We start from the raw sequence: 16,986 nt of genomic DNA, 5'->3' as shown, positions 1-16,986 counted from the left end.
AGGGAAATTTTTTCGAATGGCAGATTTTTAAGATGAAAAAAATTTCCTCAGCGAGAAGAGGGGAATTCGACTAAGCCTGTCGACATTTCCGGAAACACCCGCCGCATTGGCATTCCGGTCAAAGCGCAATCGTTTTTCTTCGAAATGAAAAGTGGGAAAATGATTTTGAATGCGCCAATGGCGTTGTATGCAATTTCAAAAAGGAAGGGAGATCCCAATGAAACTTGTCGGCATTTCCGGAAGCTTAAGAAAAGACGTATAACACGAAACTCTTGAAAACGATCGGGGAAAGGTACGCGGAATCCTTTGATTTGGAAATCTTGAGCATCCGGGAGCTGCCTTTCTACGACCAGGATGAAGAAGCGGATCCGCCGGATGCGGTCAAAACCTTCAAGGAAAAAGTGAAGAAGGCGGACGGGGTGATCATTGCCACGCCGGAATACAACTGGTCCATTCCGGGGGCATTAAAAAACGCGTTGGACTGGCTGTCCCGGGGCGACAAGGAGATGAAGGATAAGCCGGTGATGGTCGTGGGGGCTTCCACGGGCATATTGGGGACCGTCCGCGCCCAAATCGATCTGCGGAAGATTTTGGGAAGCTCCGGTTTGTCGGCCAGGGTCCTGCCTCCTTCAACCAACGAATTTTTAGTCACGAACGCCCATGAAAAATTCGATGAATCCGGCCGGCTGACGGATGAAGCGACGCTGCAATTTCTGGACGCGGTCGTAAACCGCTTCGTCGAATTTGTAAAAAAGCCATGAAGGAAAAAGGGGAGGGAATCGGAGGATAAGGAGGTGTCCGAATAGAGGATTTCCAGGTGCCAAAGGGGACCGTCCGGGGGAAATCAGCTTTTGCGCTCCTGCCGGCATCCATTCCCGGGTGGACGGGCGATCATAAGGCATCGGAAAAACGCGCGTTTCTTTTCCAGCCCGTTTCCAGGTGACGAAGGGAGCCGGTCATGGGAACAGCCTCCGGCCGCTTTTCGGCATCCCTTCCCGGGTGACACGGGGACCCGAGTCGGGTGTGTAGGCTTGGATGAGCGCGAAAAAATCCGGAAAGATGATGGAAAATGTCTGTTTCCGGGAACGGCCAAAATCCGAATGAAAAAAGGAACCTGGCGCCTCGGCCGGTGCCATGGCGTCAGGGAGCCATCCTTTGGGGGCGGCGGTTTCGGATCCGTGTTGCCTTTTCAATGGGCGTCCGCGAAGTCTGACGATGGCTTTCGCGCAACCGCCCTTTTGATTTTCTGATCCGGGTGTGAAAGGGCAAGGAAGACCGGATGGTCCGGCAGGCGCAATTTTTTCCTGAGTTGGGATGCGAGCCGATGTCCATACGGGGTTTTTCGCAATTTTCTTATGGTTTACCGGAACGTCGTTGCCGTTCATGAAACACCCTTGAAAAGGACCTCGACCGTCTGATTGGATTCCGGGCAGGACCGGGAGCCGGCGATCCGGTTTCCTGCGGCATGGCAACGACCTTTTCCCGTGGACCGTAAAAGCCGGAATTTTCCGCCGCGGAACCGGTCCGCGGCCTAAGGAACTCCGGCTCCGGCCGGTAACGGCAGACCGGCATTATTGGTCGAGGAGGCGGTTCACCAGGAAAATGAGCCACCCGCATTTTTCATCGTTCTTTAGGTTTTGCAGCAAGCCGAAAACAATGGCGCGGCTCGGTTTTTCCTTTTGCAATTGTTCCGCCAAAAGGTCGAGGGATTCCCGCTCCAAAGGTTCCTCCACTTCCTCCGAAAGGCGCCCGATCTCTTCCAAGACTTGCGGAAGGGTGATTTTGTTCTTCGCCGGGTGCCGCATTTCCCGCATGAGGCCTTCATCGATAAAAACCGCCGAGGAATGTTTCGCCAACAGATTCGTTTTTTCCGCCAGGGAACGGGAAAGCTTTTCCAGGTCGACCGGCCGGTCGAGGGTGAAAAAGATTTTGGCGTAACCGTCAATAAAACCTTTCATGCAGAAGAGCAGGTCGTATTTTTTCGCTTCAACCGCGCCGCCGTACAGCTCCTCCAGCAGCCTGAGGATCGCGTCGTCGATCAATTCTTCGTAGCGGTTCAATTTTTCGAGCAGTTCCTCGTTCACCGTCTGCAGATGTTCTTTGACGAACATTTTGGCGAAATCCTTATGTTCCTGAAAAATTTGAAAGGTCGTCAGGAAATATTCATACAGTTTCACCTGCGGTTCGGCCTTTTTTCTGACCACACGGTCAATCTCGGCGGCAATCTTTTTCATAAAATGGTCGATGATCGACAAGATCAATTCTTCTTTCGACTTGAACGACAAATAAAAAGCGCCTTTCGAAATCCCGCAAAGTTCCGTGATTTGCTGGACGGATGTGGATTCGATGCCCTGCGTGGCAAAGAGTTCGATGGCCTTTTCCATAATGAGCTGCCTTTTCGTCATTGGCCAACCACCGCCTTTTTTTGTTGACAACTGACCAATCAGTCATTATTATAGGTAATGTTATTAGCCTCGTCAAGAAAGGAAGGGATACATTGAAATCGATCATCAACTTCGTGCTGAGAAACAAATTCGCGGTATGGCTTTTGACCTTAATTGTCGCCGCCTCAGGCATCTATTCCAGCACCAGAATGAAGATGGAAACGATCCCGGACATTTCCATCCCCTATTTGATGGTCATGACCGCCTATCCCGGCGCAACGGCGGAAGAGGTGATGGATAAGGTCTCGATCCCCATCGAAAAGACAGTGGAAAACCTGGAGGGCGTCAAGGCCGTTTATTCTACTTCCTATGCCGGTTTGTCCAGCATCCAAGTGGAATACGATTATGAACAAAACATGGCCGACGCAAGGCGGGAGCTGCAAAACGCCATCGATGACGTCACGCTGCCGGATGAGGCGATGGAACCGAAGATTTCCGGAATCAGCATGAACATGATGCCCGTCCTCGCTTTCAGCGTCAGCAGCTCGAAAGAAGACATCGCCGAGCTGACGTCGACGGTGGAAGACATCCTTGTCCCGCGGATCGAGAAAATCGAAGGGGTCGCTTCCGTCACGGTGACGGGGCAGCAAATCGAAGAAGCGGAACTGAAGTTCGACGGGCAAAAGTTGGCCTCCCTTGGCCTCAAGGAGGAGGACGTCAAAAATCTGATCAAGGCCAATGATCTGGATGTATCCCTTGGCCTGTTCGAATTCAAAGATGCGGAGCAGGCGGTCCGGGTGGACGGCAAATTTACGACCGTCGACGAATTGAAAAACATGCTCATCCCGGTAAAACCCGGTCCGAACCAACCCCAGCCTTTCGTCCGCCTGGGCGATATCGCCTCCGTGGAAATCGTCGGAAAGGTGGAATCCGTGTCGCGGACGAACGGCAAAGAAGCGATCGCGATCCAGATCGTCAAGGCACAGGATGCGAATACGGTAACAGTCGTGAATGAAGTGAAAAAACTGATGGCGGATCTCGAAGAAAAGATCGACGGCTTGACCGTCGAGACGACCCTTGACCAAGGGCAGCCGATTGTCGATTCCGTGAAAACGATGGTCGGAAAAGCCCTGTTCGGCGGGCTCATCGCCGTATTGGTCATCCTGTTGTTCCTGCGGGACTTCAAATCGACGTTGATTACCATCATTTCCATTCCCGTTTCCATCCTGCTGGCCCTTTTGCTTCTGCATTGGCTCGGCATCACCTTGAACCTGATGACTTTGGGGGCGATTACCGTCGCCATCGGCCGGGTGATCGACGACTCCATCGTCGTCGTGGAAAATATTTACCGCAGGCTCCATTTGAAAGAGGAAAAATTAACGGGACGGGCGCTCATCCGTTCGGCCACCATCGAGATGTTCCAGCCCATTTTGGCTTCCACCTTGGTAACCGTCGCCGTTTTCGCGCCGCTGGCCTTTGTCGGCGGGATGGTGGAAGAACTGTTTATGCCCTTCGCGCTGACGATCGCCTTTTCCCTGGGCGCGTCGCTCCTGGTTGCCATAACCATCGTCCCCGCTTTTTCACATACATTGTTTAAGAAAAAGCTGTACAGTGAAAAAACGGAGATCCCCCATAAGGAATTAGGGAAATTGGCCGTTTCTTACAAAAAAGTGCTGAACTGGGCATTAAACCATAAAGCCGTCACTTCCTTGATCGCCATCGTCCTTTTGGTCGGCAGCTTGATGTTGACGCCGCTGATCGGCGTCAGCTTCCTCGGCAATGAGCAGGAAAAGGTGATGTACCTGACGTACACGCCCAAGGCGGGGGAATTGCCGGAGACGACGCTCCAAAATGTGAAGGAAATGGAAGAAAAGATGCTGGCCCGGGACGACGTCGAGACGGTGCAAATTTCGATCAACCATGAAGCCGATGTCATGTCCGCGGCCTTCGGAACGGGATCGAAAGGCGCCTTGATGTACGTCATTTTTGATCCGGATACGAAAGATTTCCTCGATGTCAAAGCAAAAATTGAAGAGGAATTGAAAAAGACCGGCCATTCGGGTACATGGAAAAGCCAGGACTTTTCGGCGACCGCCTTTGCCAATAACGAGCTCAGCTACACCGTTTACAGCGAGGATTTGGACAAATTAAAGGAAACGGTGGACGAGATCGAAAAGATCATGGCCGAAAGCGACAGGCTGAAAGATGTGTCTACCTCGCTGGAAGAAAACTATGATGAGTTTACGTTGAAAGTGGACCAAAAGACCCTCTTGCCTTACGGTTTAACGACGGGCCAAATCGCCGCGATGTTGAACCCGAACATGCAAGAGGAAGTGCTGACGACCGTTCAAAAGGACGGAAAGGATCTTGAAGTCGTAATCAAAAAGGACAAAAAGACACCGGAAACGATCGACGATCTGTTGGCCCAGCAAGTTCAAACGCCCACAGGCGCCTCCGTAAAACTTTCCGATCTGGTGAAAGTGGAAAAGGGCCAGGTGCCGAACAAATTTGACCGGAGCAAGGGGCAATACTATGCCACCGTCACCGGGACCATCATCGGCGATGATGTCTCGCGGGCATCCAAAGAAGTCAATGAAAAAATCGATGAGCTGAAACTCCCCAAAGGGGTGGAATTGGGCGAAACGGGGGTCACCTCCGACATTAAAGAAACCTTTACGAAATTAGGCGTCGCCATGGCCGCGGCGGTAGCCATCGTCTATTTCATCCTCGTCGTCACCTTCGGCGAAGGATTGGCACCTTTTGTCATCTTGTTCTCCCTGCCCTTCGCGGTCATCGGTTCCTTCTTCGGGCTTTGGATCGCCGGAGAGACGATTTCCGTTTCCGTGATGATGGGTCTCTTGATGCTGATCGGGATCGTCGTCACCAACGCCATCGTGCTGGTCGACCGGATCATCCACATGGAGCGGGCGGGAATGCCGATGCGGGAGGCGATTCTGGAAGCCGGCGCAACCCGTTTGCGCCCGATCCTGATGACGGCCATCGCGACGGTCGGCGCCCTCATCCCGCTGTTGTTCGGCGAAGAAAGCAGCGGCTTCATTTCCAAAGGTTTGGGGATTACCGTGATGGGCGGTTTAACCAGCTCCACCTTGTTGTCGCTGCTCATTGTCCCGATCGTTTATGAAGTCCTTTCGAAACTCCTTCGGAAAAACCGGAAAGAAATCCAGGAAAACTGATGACCTTGCCCCTTTCCTTTCGCGAAAGGAGGCAGGAACCGAAAAACGGCCATCCGCTTTCGGGGCTGCCCGTAAGCCTGTATAGGCAAACGGGCGGCCCTTTTGATTCGGATAGCAGGGGGAGGGGCATGACATCTCTTCCTGATCCCCTTCTTGTCGCGAAAGCGCTGCCATCCGTTACATGGGAGGATGACGCCCCTTCCCTGATCCCGGAAACCGCCGTTCACCGGGACACGGATGTTTTTTGCGCCGGAAAATCCCAGGATTCAGTTTTTCGGCCGGTATAGGAAACGGTTTTTCGGCTTTTGGGAATATCCGTTTGCGCCTTCCGAATGGGCCTATCCGTTTGCCCGCCGGAAACGTCCGGGATGTTCCGGAAGGGGGCGCGGGGGGCTGATTTATCGTTTATGGCCAATCTTTCTGCAAGAACCGGGTGCATTCCCGTCGGATTGAGAATTATTTCACTAATTCGTCATATCTTTTCCGATCTTTGATCCCTTTCCCATATATAATAGGAGTGTAAGAAGTTTTTATTTTTACCCATGCGGGACTAAAAATGACCATAAGGGACAAAAATTGACCAACAAGAATAGGAGGGAATCGTCCTTGGCCATCGTTGAAAAGGAAGTTCAGAAAAAAACCGATCATTACCAAGAAATCGATGCGTTGGTTAAAAAGGGACAAGAGGCATTGAACCAATTTTTCCTGCTGGATCAGGAAGCGGTTGACCGCATCGTGAAAGAAATGGCCCTTGCCGGGCAGAAGGAGCATATGCGGCTGGCCAAGCTGGCCTATGAGGAAACGAAGCGGGGAGTTTACGAAGATAAGGTGATCAAAAATTTGTTCGCCACCGAATATATTTATCACCACATCAAATATGACAAAACCGTCGGCATCATCAAGGAAAATGTTCATGAAGGCATCATGGAAATCGCCGAACCGGTGGGCGTCATCGCCGGCATAACCCCGGTCACCAACCCGACATCGACGACGATGTTCAAGGCGCTGATCGCCATGAAGACGAGAAACCCGATCATTTTTGCTTTCCATCCGTCCGCCCAGCAGTCGAGCAAGGAAGCGGCCAGAGTCATGCTGGAAGCGGCGGTGAAAGCCGGGGCCCCCGAACATTGCATCCTGTGGATCGAACATCCCGCCGTGGAAGCCACCCGTTATTTAATGAAGCATCCGGGCATCTCCTTGATCCTTGCCACCGGGGGAGCGGGCATGGTTAAAGCGGCTTACAGCTCCGGAAAACCGGCGTTAGGGGTCGGCCCCGGAAATGTGCCGTGTTACATTGAAAAAACCGCCGACATCAAACGGGCGGTGAACGATCTGATCCTTTCCAAAACCTTTGACAACGGCATGATTTGCGCATCGGAACAAGCGGTTATCATCGACAAAGAAATTTACGAGAAAACGAAAAACGAATTGAAACAGAACGGCTGCTATTTCGTGACGAAGGAAGAAAAGAAAAAACTCGAAAAAATCGTCATCGATGAAAATTCTTGCACGATCAACAGCGCCATTGTTGGCATGCCAGCAAAAGTTATCGCCGATATGGCGGGAATCCAGGTGCCCGAAGATACAAAAATCCTGATTGCCGAGCTGGAAAAGGTGGGACCGGAAGAACCCCTTTCCCGGGAAAAATTGAGCCCCGTTTTGGCTTGTTATAAAGTGAACAGCACCGAAGAGGGATTTGAACGGGCGGAACAAATGTTGGAATTCGGCGGTTTGGGACACAGCGCAGTCATCCATTCCAACGATGAAGCGGTCATCCGGGAGTTCGGGAAACGGGTGAAGGCGTGCCGGGTCATCGTCAATCAGCCCTCTTCCCAGGGAGCGATCGGGGATATTTACAACGCCTATATTCCGTCATTGACCCTCGGATGCGGCACCTTCGGCGGAAACTCGGTATCCACCAACGTCGGGGCCGTGCATTTGATCAACAAGAAAACGGTGGCGAGAAGGCGGGTGAATATGCAGTGGTTCAAAGTTCCGCCGAAAATTTATTTCGAAAAGGACGCCACCCAATATTTGTCGAAAATGCCGGAGATCTCCCGGGCGTTTATCGTCACCGATCAGGGGATGATACAACACGGCTATGTGGACCGGGTATTGTATTATTTAAGAAAAAGGCCGGATTACGTCCACTGTGAGATTTTTTCCGAAGTGGAGCCGGATCCCTCCGTGGATACGGTCATGAAAGGCGTGGAAATGATGTTCCATTTTCAGCCGGACGTCATTATCGCCCTCGGCGGGGGATCGCCGTTGGACGCGGCAAAAGCGATGTGGCTGTTTTATGAACATCCAGAAACCGAGTTTAACGGATTGAAGCAAAAATTTTTGGACATCCGCAAAAGGGTGTTCAAATTTCCGAAACTGGGGCGAAAGGCCAAACTGGTGGCCATCCCGACGACTTCCGGTTCCGGGTCCGAAGTGACGTCCTTTGCCGTGATCACGGACAAAAAGCTGGACATCAAATATCCGCTGGCGGACTATGAATTGACGCCGGATGTGGCCATCATTGACCCGGCGTACGTGATGACCGTTCCGAAATCCGTCACTGCAGATACGGGAATGGATGTGTTGACCCACGCCATCGAAGCTTATGTTTCCAACATGGCGAACGATTATACGGACGGATTGGCCATCAAAGCCATTCAGCTTGTCTTTGAATATTTGCCCCGGGCGTATAAAAACGGCCAAGATGAGCTGGCGCGGGAAAAAATGCACAACGCGTCCACCATTGCCGGCATGGCTTTTTCCAATGCCTTTTTGGGCATCAATCACAGTCTGGCCCATAAGCTCGGGGGCGCTTTCCATATCCCCCACGGCAGGGCCAACGCCATTCTGATGCCCCACGTCATCCGGTATAACGCGACGAAGCCGACCAAGTTTGTCGCCTTCCCAAAATACGAACATTTTATCGCCGACAAGCGGTATGCGGAAATCGCCAGAATTCTCGGACTGCCTGCGAAAACGACGGAGGAAGGCGTGGAAAGCTTGGTTCAGGCCGTGATCGGACTGGCGAAGGAATTGGAGATTCCGATGAGCCTGGAAGCCCTCGGCATCGATCGCGATGCCTTCGAAAAGAAGGTGCACGAACTGGCCGAGTTGGCTTTCGAAGACCAATGCACCACGGCGAACCCGAAAATGCCTTTAGTCTCGGAATTGGAAGAAATTTATCGGCAGGCGTATAAGGGCGTTTGAGCCGCCCGTTTTTCGGCGGACGGCGGCGCTTCCTCGGCCGGGGCGGGCGGCAGCCGCGGAAAAGGGCGAAACCGTTCCCGCCGGATGGATGAATGAACGGATAAACCATGTCCCGAATGAAAAGAGAAGAAAAGGGGATTTCCGGAGGCGGAAATCCCCTTTCGTGTTTTCAGTTTCCGGCCCCGTTCGCGGCAGATTTTTTCCCATAAGATTTTGAGATTTCTTCGGAGCCTTTTCCAGGTTTTTCTTCTCAAGTTTCCTCGTCCGTCTTCCTCCATTCGCCGCGCCGGTCCCCATTTTTCCAGTTTTCCGAACCGGACTCGGTCGGCGGGGAACGGAGGCCGCCTTTAACCCTCCTGGAAAAATTCCTGATCCCCTTCTCCTTCAAACACCCTTAGTCCATGTTCCGTTCAGCCCATGGCCATGAAAAATTTGTCCCTTTGAAAACGGGCGGGCTTTTTGTTCCTGGCGTTCGGTCCTTTTCCGGGAAGGAGGCGGCCGTCCGGGGATGCAAAACTTTTCGAGGGATGAGGAGGAAGCTGCCAATCCGGATTTAATGTTAAAAAATATTACATAAATTTATTGACAGTTCTTATTTTTCCGTTATAATTTTGGTTATATAAAAGGTTATGTAATATAATATAACATAACCATGTAATAAAATATCTGAAATCAAGGGGAGGGTCGTTGTTATGGATGAAATGTATTTGATGAACAGTTTATGGACGATGGCAGGGGCCATTTTGGTGGTCTTAATGATCGGCGGGTTCATCCTGCTGGAAGCCGGGTCGACGCGGATGAAAAACGCCGGACACATCGCCGGAAAGACGATTTTCACATTCGGTTTGACTTCTTTAGTATTTTGGGCCGTCGGTTACGGATTTATTTTCGGGGGCCATGCCAATTTCTTCGTCGGTTTGTCGGATTTCTTTTATTCGGGGGATCAAGGGGAAGGGGCGGTTTCGGAATCGGTTTATTTTGTCTTCCAATTGGCCTTTGCCGGCATATCATTAACCATCGCCCTCGGCGGATTCGCGGAACGGGCCAGGTTTTCCGTTTATGTCCTGTTTACGGTCCTGTTCAGCATGTTCGTCTATCCGGTAATCGCCCATTGGGTTTGGGGCGGGGGCTGGCTGAGCGAACTCGGAAAACAGGACTTTGCCGGATCCACCGTCGTCCATTTGACGGGAGCGATGGGAGCCTTGGCGGCGACCATGCTGTTGAAACCGAGGATCGGAAAATACAATCAAGACGGGTCGGCCAACAATATTGCCGGGCATAACCAGGTTTACACCGCTTTGGGGGTTCTTTTGCTGTGGGTCGGCTGGTTCGGATTCAATGCGGGCAGCACCGTTTCCGTTGACGGGGCCTTTTTCGGGTATGTCGCTTTGAATACGAATATTGCCGCTGCCGCCGGCGCCGTGGCCGCCACGCTCATTTCCTGGCTCGTGTCGGGGAAGCCCGATATTCCGACCATCATGAACGGCGCCCTGGCCGCCCTGGTGGCGATTACGGCATCCTGCGCCTTTGTCGAGCCGTGGGCCGCGGTCCTGATCGGTTTTGTCGCCGGCATTCTCGTCTTTTACAGCGCCAGATTTTTTGAAAGAAGAAGAATCGATGACCCCATCTACGCCCTCTCGGTCCATGGAACCGCGGGGGTTTGGGGGACGCTGTCGACGGGATTTTTCACGACTCCCGACCTTGCTTCGGTCGGTTTGCCGGGTCTGTTTTACGGCGGAGGCCTCACCCAGTTGGGCGTGCAAGCCCTCGGGATCGTCTCGTGCGGGCTCTATGCGTTCATCGCATCCTTCATCATACTGGTCATAACAAAGAAACTGCTCGGCGGACTCCGCGTCTCCGAAGAAGAAGAAATCATGGGACTGGACTTGAGCGAACACGGCACCTACGGCTACCCGGAACAGCTCAGCGGCGAAAAGTCGAAAATACAGGCTGTCTAAATGACGGCAAAAATGGTTTTCCTGAGGCAGCGGCGCTCCGGACAACTGGAACGAACCGTTTTGAACGACGGCCGGAATGGGTTTTACGCTTAACCCCGGAGGTCCGATGAATCCTCGTCGGGCGCCGAACGGCCTCCTTCGCCGCGCAGTGGGCCGGACCTCCGGGATGCCTTCCGACGATTGAATAAAATCGGGCGGAGGGCAGCTGAATCCGCCGGAACGGCGGATTTTTTGCCGCTCGGCTGAAGAGCGGAAAATTGCAAATATTGGTTTTGCCAAAAGACCAGGGCGACCGCCCGGCAGCGGTGATGCGCGGAAAGTTGTCAACATGGAGTATTGCCCCGAAAACGACCCATACCTTCCGAGGAAAAATGTCAACATGGAGTACTGCCTCCAGCGAGATGCTCGGAAAATCGGCCGGAGGTGCCCGAAGTTTTGCCGGTCCCTGCGGAAATGTCCAACATCTCTTTTGCCTCCGCGGCCGTGCTGTCCAACATCGCGTCTTAATGGTTCAAGAAATTTTTCCGAGTGACTGACATCCGGGCGGGATTGTCCAATATTTCCGAAAGATCGTCCAACATCCCATTTGACCGGAAAACCGTTTCGTCCAAAATCGGATCCGAAAAGTCCATCATGATCAAAAAAATGTTCAACATCACAAATCGATGTCCAACATGGTAAAAGATTTGTCTAACATTTGAAAATTTTTGTCCAACATGAAAGAAAAATCGTCCAACATGGAAAAAAATATGTTCATCATCGCCAAAAATTTGTCCATCATCGCTCAAAAAATGTCCATCATCGATCGTTGTGTCCGACATCGGCCGCGGAATGTCCAATAGGTCTCCCGAAAAGTTCAACATTGGGCCTTCTGCACCGGACGTTGGCAGGAAAAATTCATTAGGAAAAGAAGCGGCCGGGTCTGCCCCGGCGGTTTCCCGATAATAATCGGCTGCCCTTTTCCGGACATTTTGCCGCGAAAGATCATGAAAAATCGGCGGACATTTATCCCTGTGAAGGAAGTGCGGAGATGCCAAATGCGGAAGGGGCCTATCAAAGGCTGAAAGATTGGAAAGAGAAACGGTTGGCGGAAGGCTTCACCGACATTTCCTCCTTAAACCGTTTCCATGATTCGGTGATGCGCCGGGTGTTTGCCGTCGCCGCCGCGCGGTTGGGGAATCCTCCCTGCGACTTTTGCTGGTTTATCACCGGAAGCGGCGGAAGGGAGGAACAAGGGTATGTCAGCGATCAAGACCACGGATTAATCTACGAACCGGGGGACGGGGAGATCGACAAGTATTTTTCACGGTTCGGTAAGGAACTTGCCGACGGCCTCCACGCGCTCGGCTATCCCTATTGCCCCGGAAAGGTGATGAGTTCGAACCCCCTTTGGTGCAAATCATTCCCTGATTGGCAGAAACAAATGAAAGAGTGGCTGGAGGAGGGGAGCTGGGAAGCGGTCCGCTATCTCCAAATCTTTTTTGACGCCCGGGGGTTGAATGGGCGCGGGGAATGGATTTTGGCGTTAAAAGATTTCATCTTCGAGCATCAAAGAAAAAACCCCGGCCTGTTGATCCGTATGACCGAACAATCCTTGAACGTGAAACGGGCCTTTGGACCGGTCGGTCAGGTTCTCGTGGAGGAAAAGGGGAAATATCACGGCATGATCAATTGGAAATATTCCGCGTACCTTCCCTATGTGAACGCGGTCCGGATCTTGGCCGTCAAGGAAGGGATCTACGAAACGTCCACCTGCGGCCGCATCGATCAGCTTTCTGCAAACGGGGGATACGAGGAGATCATGAAGGAAAAGAAGGAATTATTCCAATCCCTACTCCAACACCGGCTTTCCATAAAGACCTTTTCATACGAAGAATCCCACTATTTGCCTTGGGAAAGGTTGAATGAAAATGAAAAAAAGGAAATGAAAAAAATGTTAAAAGAGGGAACGAAATTACTGAAGGCCGTTCGGAAACGGGTAGAAAGGGATGTTAAACATGGCCTTTGAACCGGTTCTTTCATTAATCCGCTTCCTTCAGGGGACCGTTTCCCGATACGCGGACTTCCCGATTGTCCAAAACCGGGAGCAAATGGCCCTTTTGAGGGAACTGCAAAAAGAGATGCAAAAAAGGGATCCCTTGAATACCCCCTTCGATCAGCTCGATGTGGTGGCCATAGACTTGGAAACGACGGGATTTTTTCCCGATAAAGGGGATGAGATCATCTCGATCGGCGCGGTGAAAGTGTCGGGAAAAAAAGTCTGTGATGACCAAACCTTCTATTCCCTCGTGAAACATGAAAAACCGCTGGCCGAAGAAATAAAGATCCTCACGGGCATTTCCAACGAACAGCTGAAAGCGGCCCCGCCATTGCCCGAGGTTCTTCATCATTTTTTTCATTTTATAAGGGATTGCATCCTCATTGCCCACCATGCCGGCCATGAGAAAAATTTTTTGCAGCGGGCCTGCTGGAAAAGCTTCCGCAGCCCTTTCCCGCACCGGATCGTGGACATTTCCTTTCTTTCCCGGATCGCGGAACCCGATCTGAAACATGCGGAGTTGGAAGAAATCTGCGCCTGCCACGCAATCCCGGTCGTCAACCGGCATCACGCCCTCGGGGACGCCCTGTTGGCGGCGCGGGTTTGGTCCCTGTATATCGAAAAGGTGGAAAAGAAAGGTTGCCGTACCCTGCGGGAGCTCTATGAACGACTCGCAAAATCCGGTTAAAGCAAGTCCGCTTTTCCGGGACGCCCGGCCATTCCGTTTTCTTTCTTTGTCAGTTGCCCGCATGGCTCTTCCTCCCGCTTTCCCGAAGAAAAATTCCTTTCAAAAAGCAGGAAATCAAGCGGGCCTTGGGGAATGAAAAATTTGGAAGGGAAGGCGGACGGGTTCCGGTTTTCCCTTCCCTGGTTCCCGCCAACCGGCATCCGGCCCTTCCCGACGGGGAAATCGGCGGGATGCGGACGGGAAGTTTTTCCACGATAAAAGCGAAGGGGAGAGAAGGCCGTATGGCAAATCAGGAATGGGTCCGGCGATTGAAGGAATCGTTAAGGCTTCCGCTCTTTGTTGCGCCGATGTTTTTGATCTCCAATCCGGCGATGGTTTTAACGGCTTGCGAAGCGGGGGTCATCGGCTCCTTTCCGGCGCTGAACGCCAGAACCGGGGACATATTGGAAGAGTGGCTGAAGGAGATTAAGGGGCAATGGGACGAATGGAAACGGAAAAATCGGAAGGAACCGGCGCCATGGGCGGTCAATTTGATCTGCCACCGTTCCAACGCGCGCTACGAGGAGGATTTGAAACGGATCGAAAAATATCAGCCCCCGATCGTGATCACGTCCCTCGGGGATCCCGGACCGGTGGCGAAAATCGTCCATGGATACGGCGGGGTCGTCTTTTCCGACGTGATCAACGTCAAATTCGCCAAAAAGGCGATCGAAAAAGGGACGGACGGGCTGATTCTCGTGGCCGGCGGAGCGGGGGGACACGGCGGAACCTACAATCCCTTCGCCTTCCTCCATGAAGTGAGGGAATTTTGGGACGGTCCGGTCGTATTGGCCGGCGGAATGGCGAGGGGGGAGGACATCCTTGCCGCGGAGGTTCTCGGCGCCGATTTCATTTACATGGGTTCGAGATTCATTCCCTCCGAAGAGAGCGCGGCGGACGAGGAATATAAACAAATGGTGCTGGACGCTTCCATCGAAGACATCCTCTATACGGATGCCTTCAGCGGCGTCCACGCCAATTTCCTCATCCCTAGCATCGTAAAGGCCGGCCTGGATCCGGCGGATTTGCAGGGGAAGGGAAAGGTCGATTTTTCCGAGATGAACGGTCCGAAGCGAAAGGCCTGGAAGGACATCTGGTCCGCCGGGCACGGGGTCGGCGCGGTCAAGAAACGGCAATCGGTGGCGGAAATTGTCGCCGAACTGGAGGCCCAATACCGCGCGGCCAAAAGGAAGATCGCAAACGGCCATGGGGAATAAATAGGAACGCCGCGCGCAGGAAAACGGGTATACGGCCCCACAGGATGCGAAAGAAAGGTAAATCTTTGCAATTGGAACTGCAAACGTGCTTTCCAAATCCGGGAAGGAATGAAAAGGCGGATCTTTCCGGAGGCAGACAGGCGAATCGCTATCCGTTTCATGCCGGAAGGATCACTCTCTTCGCGAAAACCGTTCTGTTCCAGCATCCGGCATCCGTTCGTTCCCGCCCCGGACGGAAATGAAAAAACGAACTTGGCCGATGGACGCAAGTTCGTTTTTTCCGGTCAGCGGGCGTTCGGGAAGACCCTCCGCACCATTTCATTGAATTCTTCCGCGAACCCTTGGATCGGTTCGCCGTTGTTGATCTTTTGCGCGTAATCGTTCATCCGCTGGGCGAAGTCTGGATTTGCGGATACATACACGTTGTCGATGCTCGTATCGGCCCTTCTTACCCGGTCGGCGATCTTTTCTTCCAGCCTTTTGGACAGGCGGTCCACGTTATCGTCCAAGACAACGGCGACATAAGCGTTGCGGTCCGTGCAGATGACGTTGGCGGTATCGACTTCCTTTAAATCCGCCACTTGCCGCGCCGCTTCTTCGGCAACCGCATAACGGTTATTTCCGTTATTGTCCGCCCCGTAACGGCCGTTATCGTTCGTCATATCGGGATTGTTGACCGTATTCGGCCCATTGCCATTCCGGCCGTTGCCCGTAAAATCCCACGCATTTCTTCCGTCCCTTTGATCATTGACGTTCAGGGTGTTGTCCCGGTTTCTTGAAGTTTGTTCATTTTGATCTTGATCGCCGTTCATGCAGCCGATCAGGCTGAAAGATGCGGCGGTCAGCAAAAACATCAGCACCAGCTTCTTCATGATGCGATCCTCCTTCCATTTTTTCTTTTTATAGGATGTTCTCAACCGGAAGATTTATTCTCCGGTTCCGTGGAAAACGGCCTCCTTTTTTTTCCTGAAAAATTTTTCATGAGGTAAAAATGCAAAGGCTTTCCGGGAAAACCGGCCTGGAATCGTCCGGTCAGACATCGGTTTTTTCTTCCCATAAGCCGACGGCCAAATGCTTCCAATCGCTGCCTGACTAAAGGCGATCGGTGAAATCGACATGATTGAGGCGGAGGCATATCCTTCCGATCCAGACACTCCCGATGCCGGCGGAACGGGGAAAGGACCGCATCTCTTTACAAAAGTACGGGCGCCTCCGGACAGGCCGGGGACGTGCGGCGCTGCCGGCGATCGGCGTCCCGGCCGTGACATCCGGGCCTAAACTAAACGTTCGCCGCGAAAACGGATAGAAGGCCGGCCGGCTGCTCCCGGATGAAACCTTTCATACGTGCCGGCGGAGCGGTTGGAAAAGCGGGGCCAAACCGGATTGAAAAGCCCTTGCCGGTCTTTCCGTATCGCACATCAATAGGCGTCAAACGTCCGGATGCGGCCCGGCTTCATCCCGGAAGGACAGGAAAAAATTCCCGCCTTAAACATTGACTATCGGTTCAGCAATGATAAGATTACGGTAGAACGCCAAGGAGAAAAAGGTGAATGGCCGTGAGCTTCATCAAGCTGGAAAATGTCCATAAGCGGTACCGGATGGGGGAAGTGACGATCCATGCGGTGCGGGGGGTCAGCTTTACGATTGAAAAGGGCGAATTTGCCATCGTCGTCGGTTCCTCGGGGGCCGGAAAAACGACGGTCCTCAACCTTTTGGGCGGGATGGACCGGGCCGATGAGGGGACGATCATCGTCGACAAGAAAGACATCAGCGCGTATAACGATAAGATGCTGACGGAATACAGGCGGAACGACATCGGTTTCGTCTTTCAATTTTACAACCTCGTCCCCAACCTCACCGCCAAGGAAAACGTGGAATTGGCGGTGCAGATCAGCAAGAACCCCCTTGACGCGGAAGAAGTGCTGGAAAGGGTCGGTTTGAAAGAACGGATGAACAATTTTCCCTCCCAGCTTTCCGGAGGCGAACAACAGCGGGTGGCCATCGCCAGGGCGCTGGCGAAAAACCCGAAACTTTTGCTTTGCGACGAACCGACCGGCGCCTTGGATTACCAAACGGGCAAAACGATCCTGAAACTTTTGCAGGATACGGCGAGAAAAACGGGGATGACGGTAGTGATGATCACTCACAACTCCGCACTGACGGACATGGCGGACAAAGTCATCCGGATGAAAAGCGGGGAAGTGACCGCCATCGAAAGGAACGAAAATCCCGTTCCCGTGGAAAGGATTGAATGGTAA

10 protein-coding genes are annotated in these 16,986 nt (G+C 52.6%); 8 read left to right on the top strand and 2 right to left on the bottom strand.

Annotated features, from left to right (window positions below; all coding sequences use genetic code 11):
- Window positions 1–272: 272 nt before the first annotated feature.
- Window positions 273–761 (top strand): NADPH-dependent FMN reductase, encoded by a 489-nt coding sequence (locus A3EQ_RS21145; protein WP_020155798.1) that lies wholly within the window; start codon window positions 273–275, stop codon window positions 759–761.
- A gap of 810 nt (window positions 762–1,571) precedes the next feature.
- On the opposite strand, the gene A3EQ_RS0113945 is transcribed toward A3EQ_RS21145, so the two are convergent.
- Window positions 1,572–2,405: a TetR/AcrR family transcriptional regulator gene (locus A3EQ_RS0113945; RefSeq protein WP_020155794.1), complete on the bottom strand. Its 834-nt coding sequence runs from the start codon at window positions 2,403–2,405 to the stop codon at window positions 1,572–1,574.
- 92 nt (window positions 2,406–2,497) lie between these two features.
- Here A3EQ_RS0113945 and A3EQ_RS0113940 point away from each other — a divergent pair, with 92 nt between their 5' ends.
- From A3EQ_RS0113940 to A3EQ_RS0113880, 6 genes are all read left to right on the top strand, one after another.
- Window positions 2,498–5,578 (top strand): efflux RND transporter permease subunit, encoded by a 3,081-nt coding sequence (locus A3EQ_RS0113940; protein ID WP_020155793.1) that lies wholly within the window; start codon window positions 2,498–2,500, stop codon window positions 5,576–5,578.
- 606 nt (window positions 5,579–6,184) lie between these two features.
- Window positions 6,185–8,788, top strand: a complete 2,604-nt coding sequence (gene adhE / locus A3EQ_RS0113930) for a bifunctional acetaldehyde-CoA/alcohol dehydrogenase (RefSeq protein ID WP_020155791.1) — start codon at window positions 6,185–6,187, stop codon at window positions 8,786–8,788.
- 692 nt (window positions 8,789–9,480) lie between these two features.
- The gene (locus A3EQ_RS0113915) at window positions 9,481–10,746 is read left to right on the top strand and encodes an ammonium transporter (protein WP_020155788.1); all 1,266 of its coding nucleotides are present in this window, start codon (window positions 9,481–9,483) and stop codon (window positions 10,744–10,746) included.
- A 1,030-nt stretch (window positions 10,747–11,776) separates the two neighbouring features.
- Entirely contained in the window at window positions 11,777–12,754 is a 978-nt protein-coding gene (locus tag A3EQ_RS0113895) for a DUF294 nucleotidyltransferase-like domain-containing protein (protein WP_020155783.1), read from the top strand.
- Window positions 12,744–13,472, top strand: coding sequence for an exonuclease domain-containing protein (locus A3EQ_RS0113890; RefSeq protein ID WP_020155782.1), 729 nt, complete (start codon window positions 12,744–12,746; stop codon window positions 13,470–13,472). The genes A3EQ_RS0113895 and A3EQ_RS0113890 overlap by 11 nt, the downstream gene beginning before the upstream one ends.
- A 281-nt stretch (window positions 13,473–13,753) precedes the next feature.
- A complete protein-coding gene (locus tag A3EQ_RS0113880) occupies window positions 13,754–14,728 on the top strand; it encodes an NAD(P)H-dependent flavin oxidoreductase (RefSeq protein ID WP_020155780.1) in 975 nt (324 codons plus the stop codon).
- Window positions 14,729–15,012: 284 nt separating this feature from the next.
- On the opposite strand, the gene A3EQ_RS0113870 is transcribed toward A3EQ_RS0113880, so the two are convergent.
- Window positions 15,013–15,600, bottom strand: a complete 588-nt coding sequence (locus A3EQ_RS0113870; protein WP_020155778.1) for a YhcN/YlaJ family sporulation lipoprotein — start codon at window positions 15,598–15,600, stop codon at window positions 15,013–15,015.
- Window positions 15,601–16,284: 684 nt separating this feature from the next.
- On the opposite strand from A3EQ_RS0113870, the gene A3EQ_RS0113850 reads away from it, so the two are divergent.
- Window positions 16,285–16,986, top strand: a complete 702-nt coding sequence (locus tag A3EQ_RS0113850; RefSeq protein WP_026499987.1) for an ABC transporter ATP-binding protein — start codon at window positions 16,285–16,287, stop codon at window positions 16,984–16,986.

Origin of the sequence: Caldibacillus debilis DSM 16016 (genome assembly GCF_000383875.1) — a bacterium.
GTDB lineage: Bacteria > Bacillota > Bacilli > Bacillales > Caldibacillaceae > Caldibacillus > Caldibacillus debilis.
This window is presented reverse-complemented; position numbering and strand designations above follow the sequence as displayed.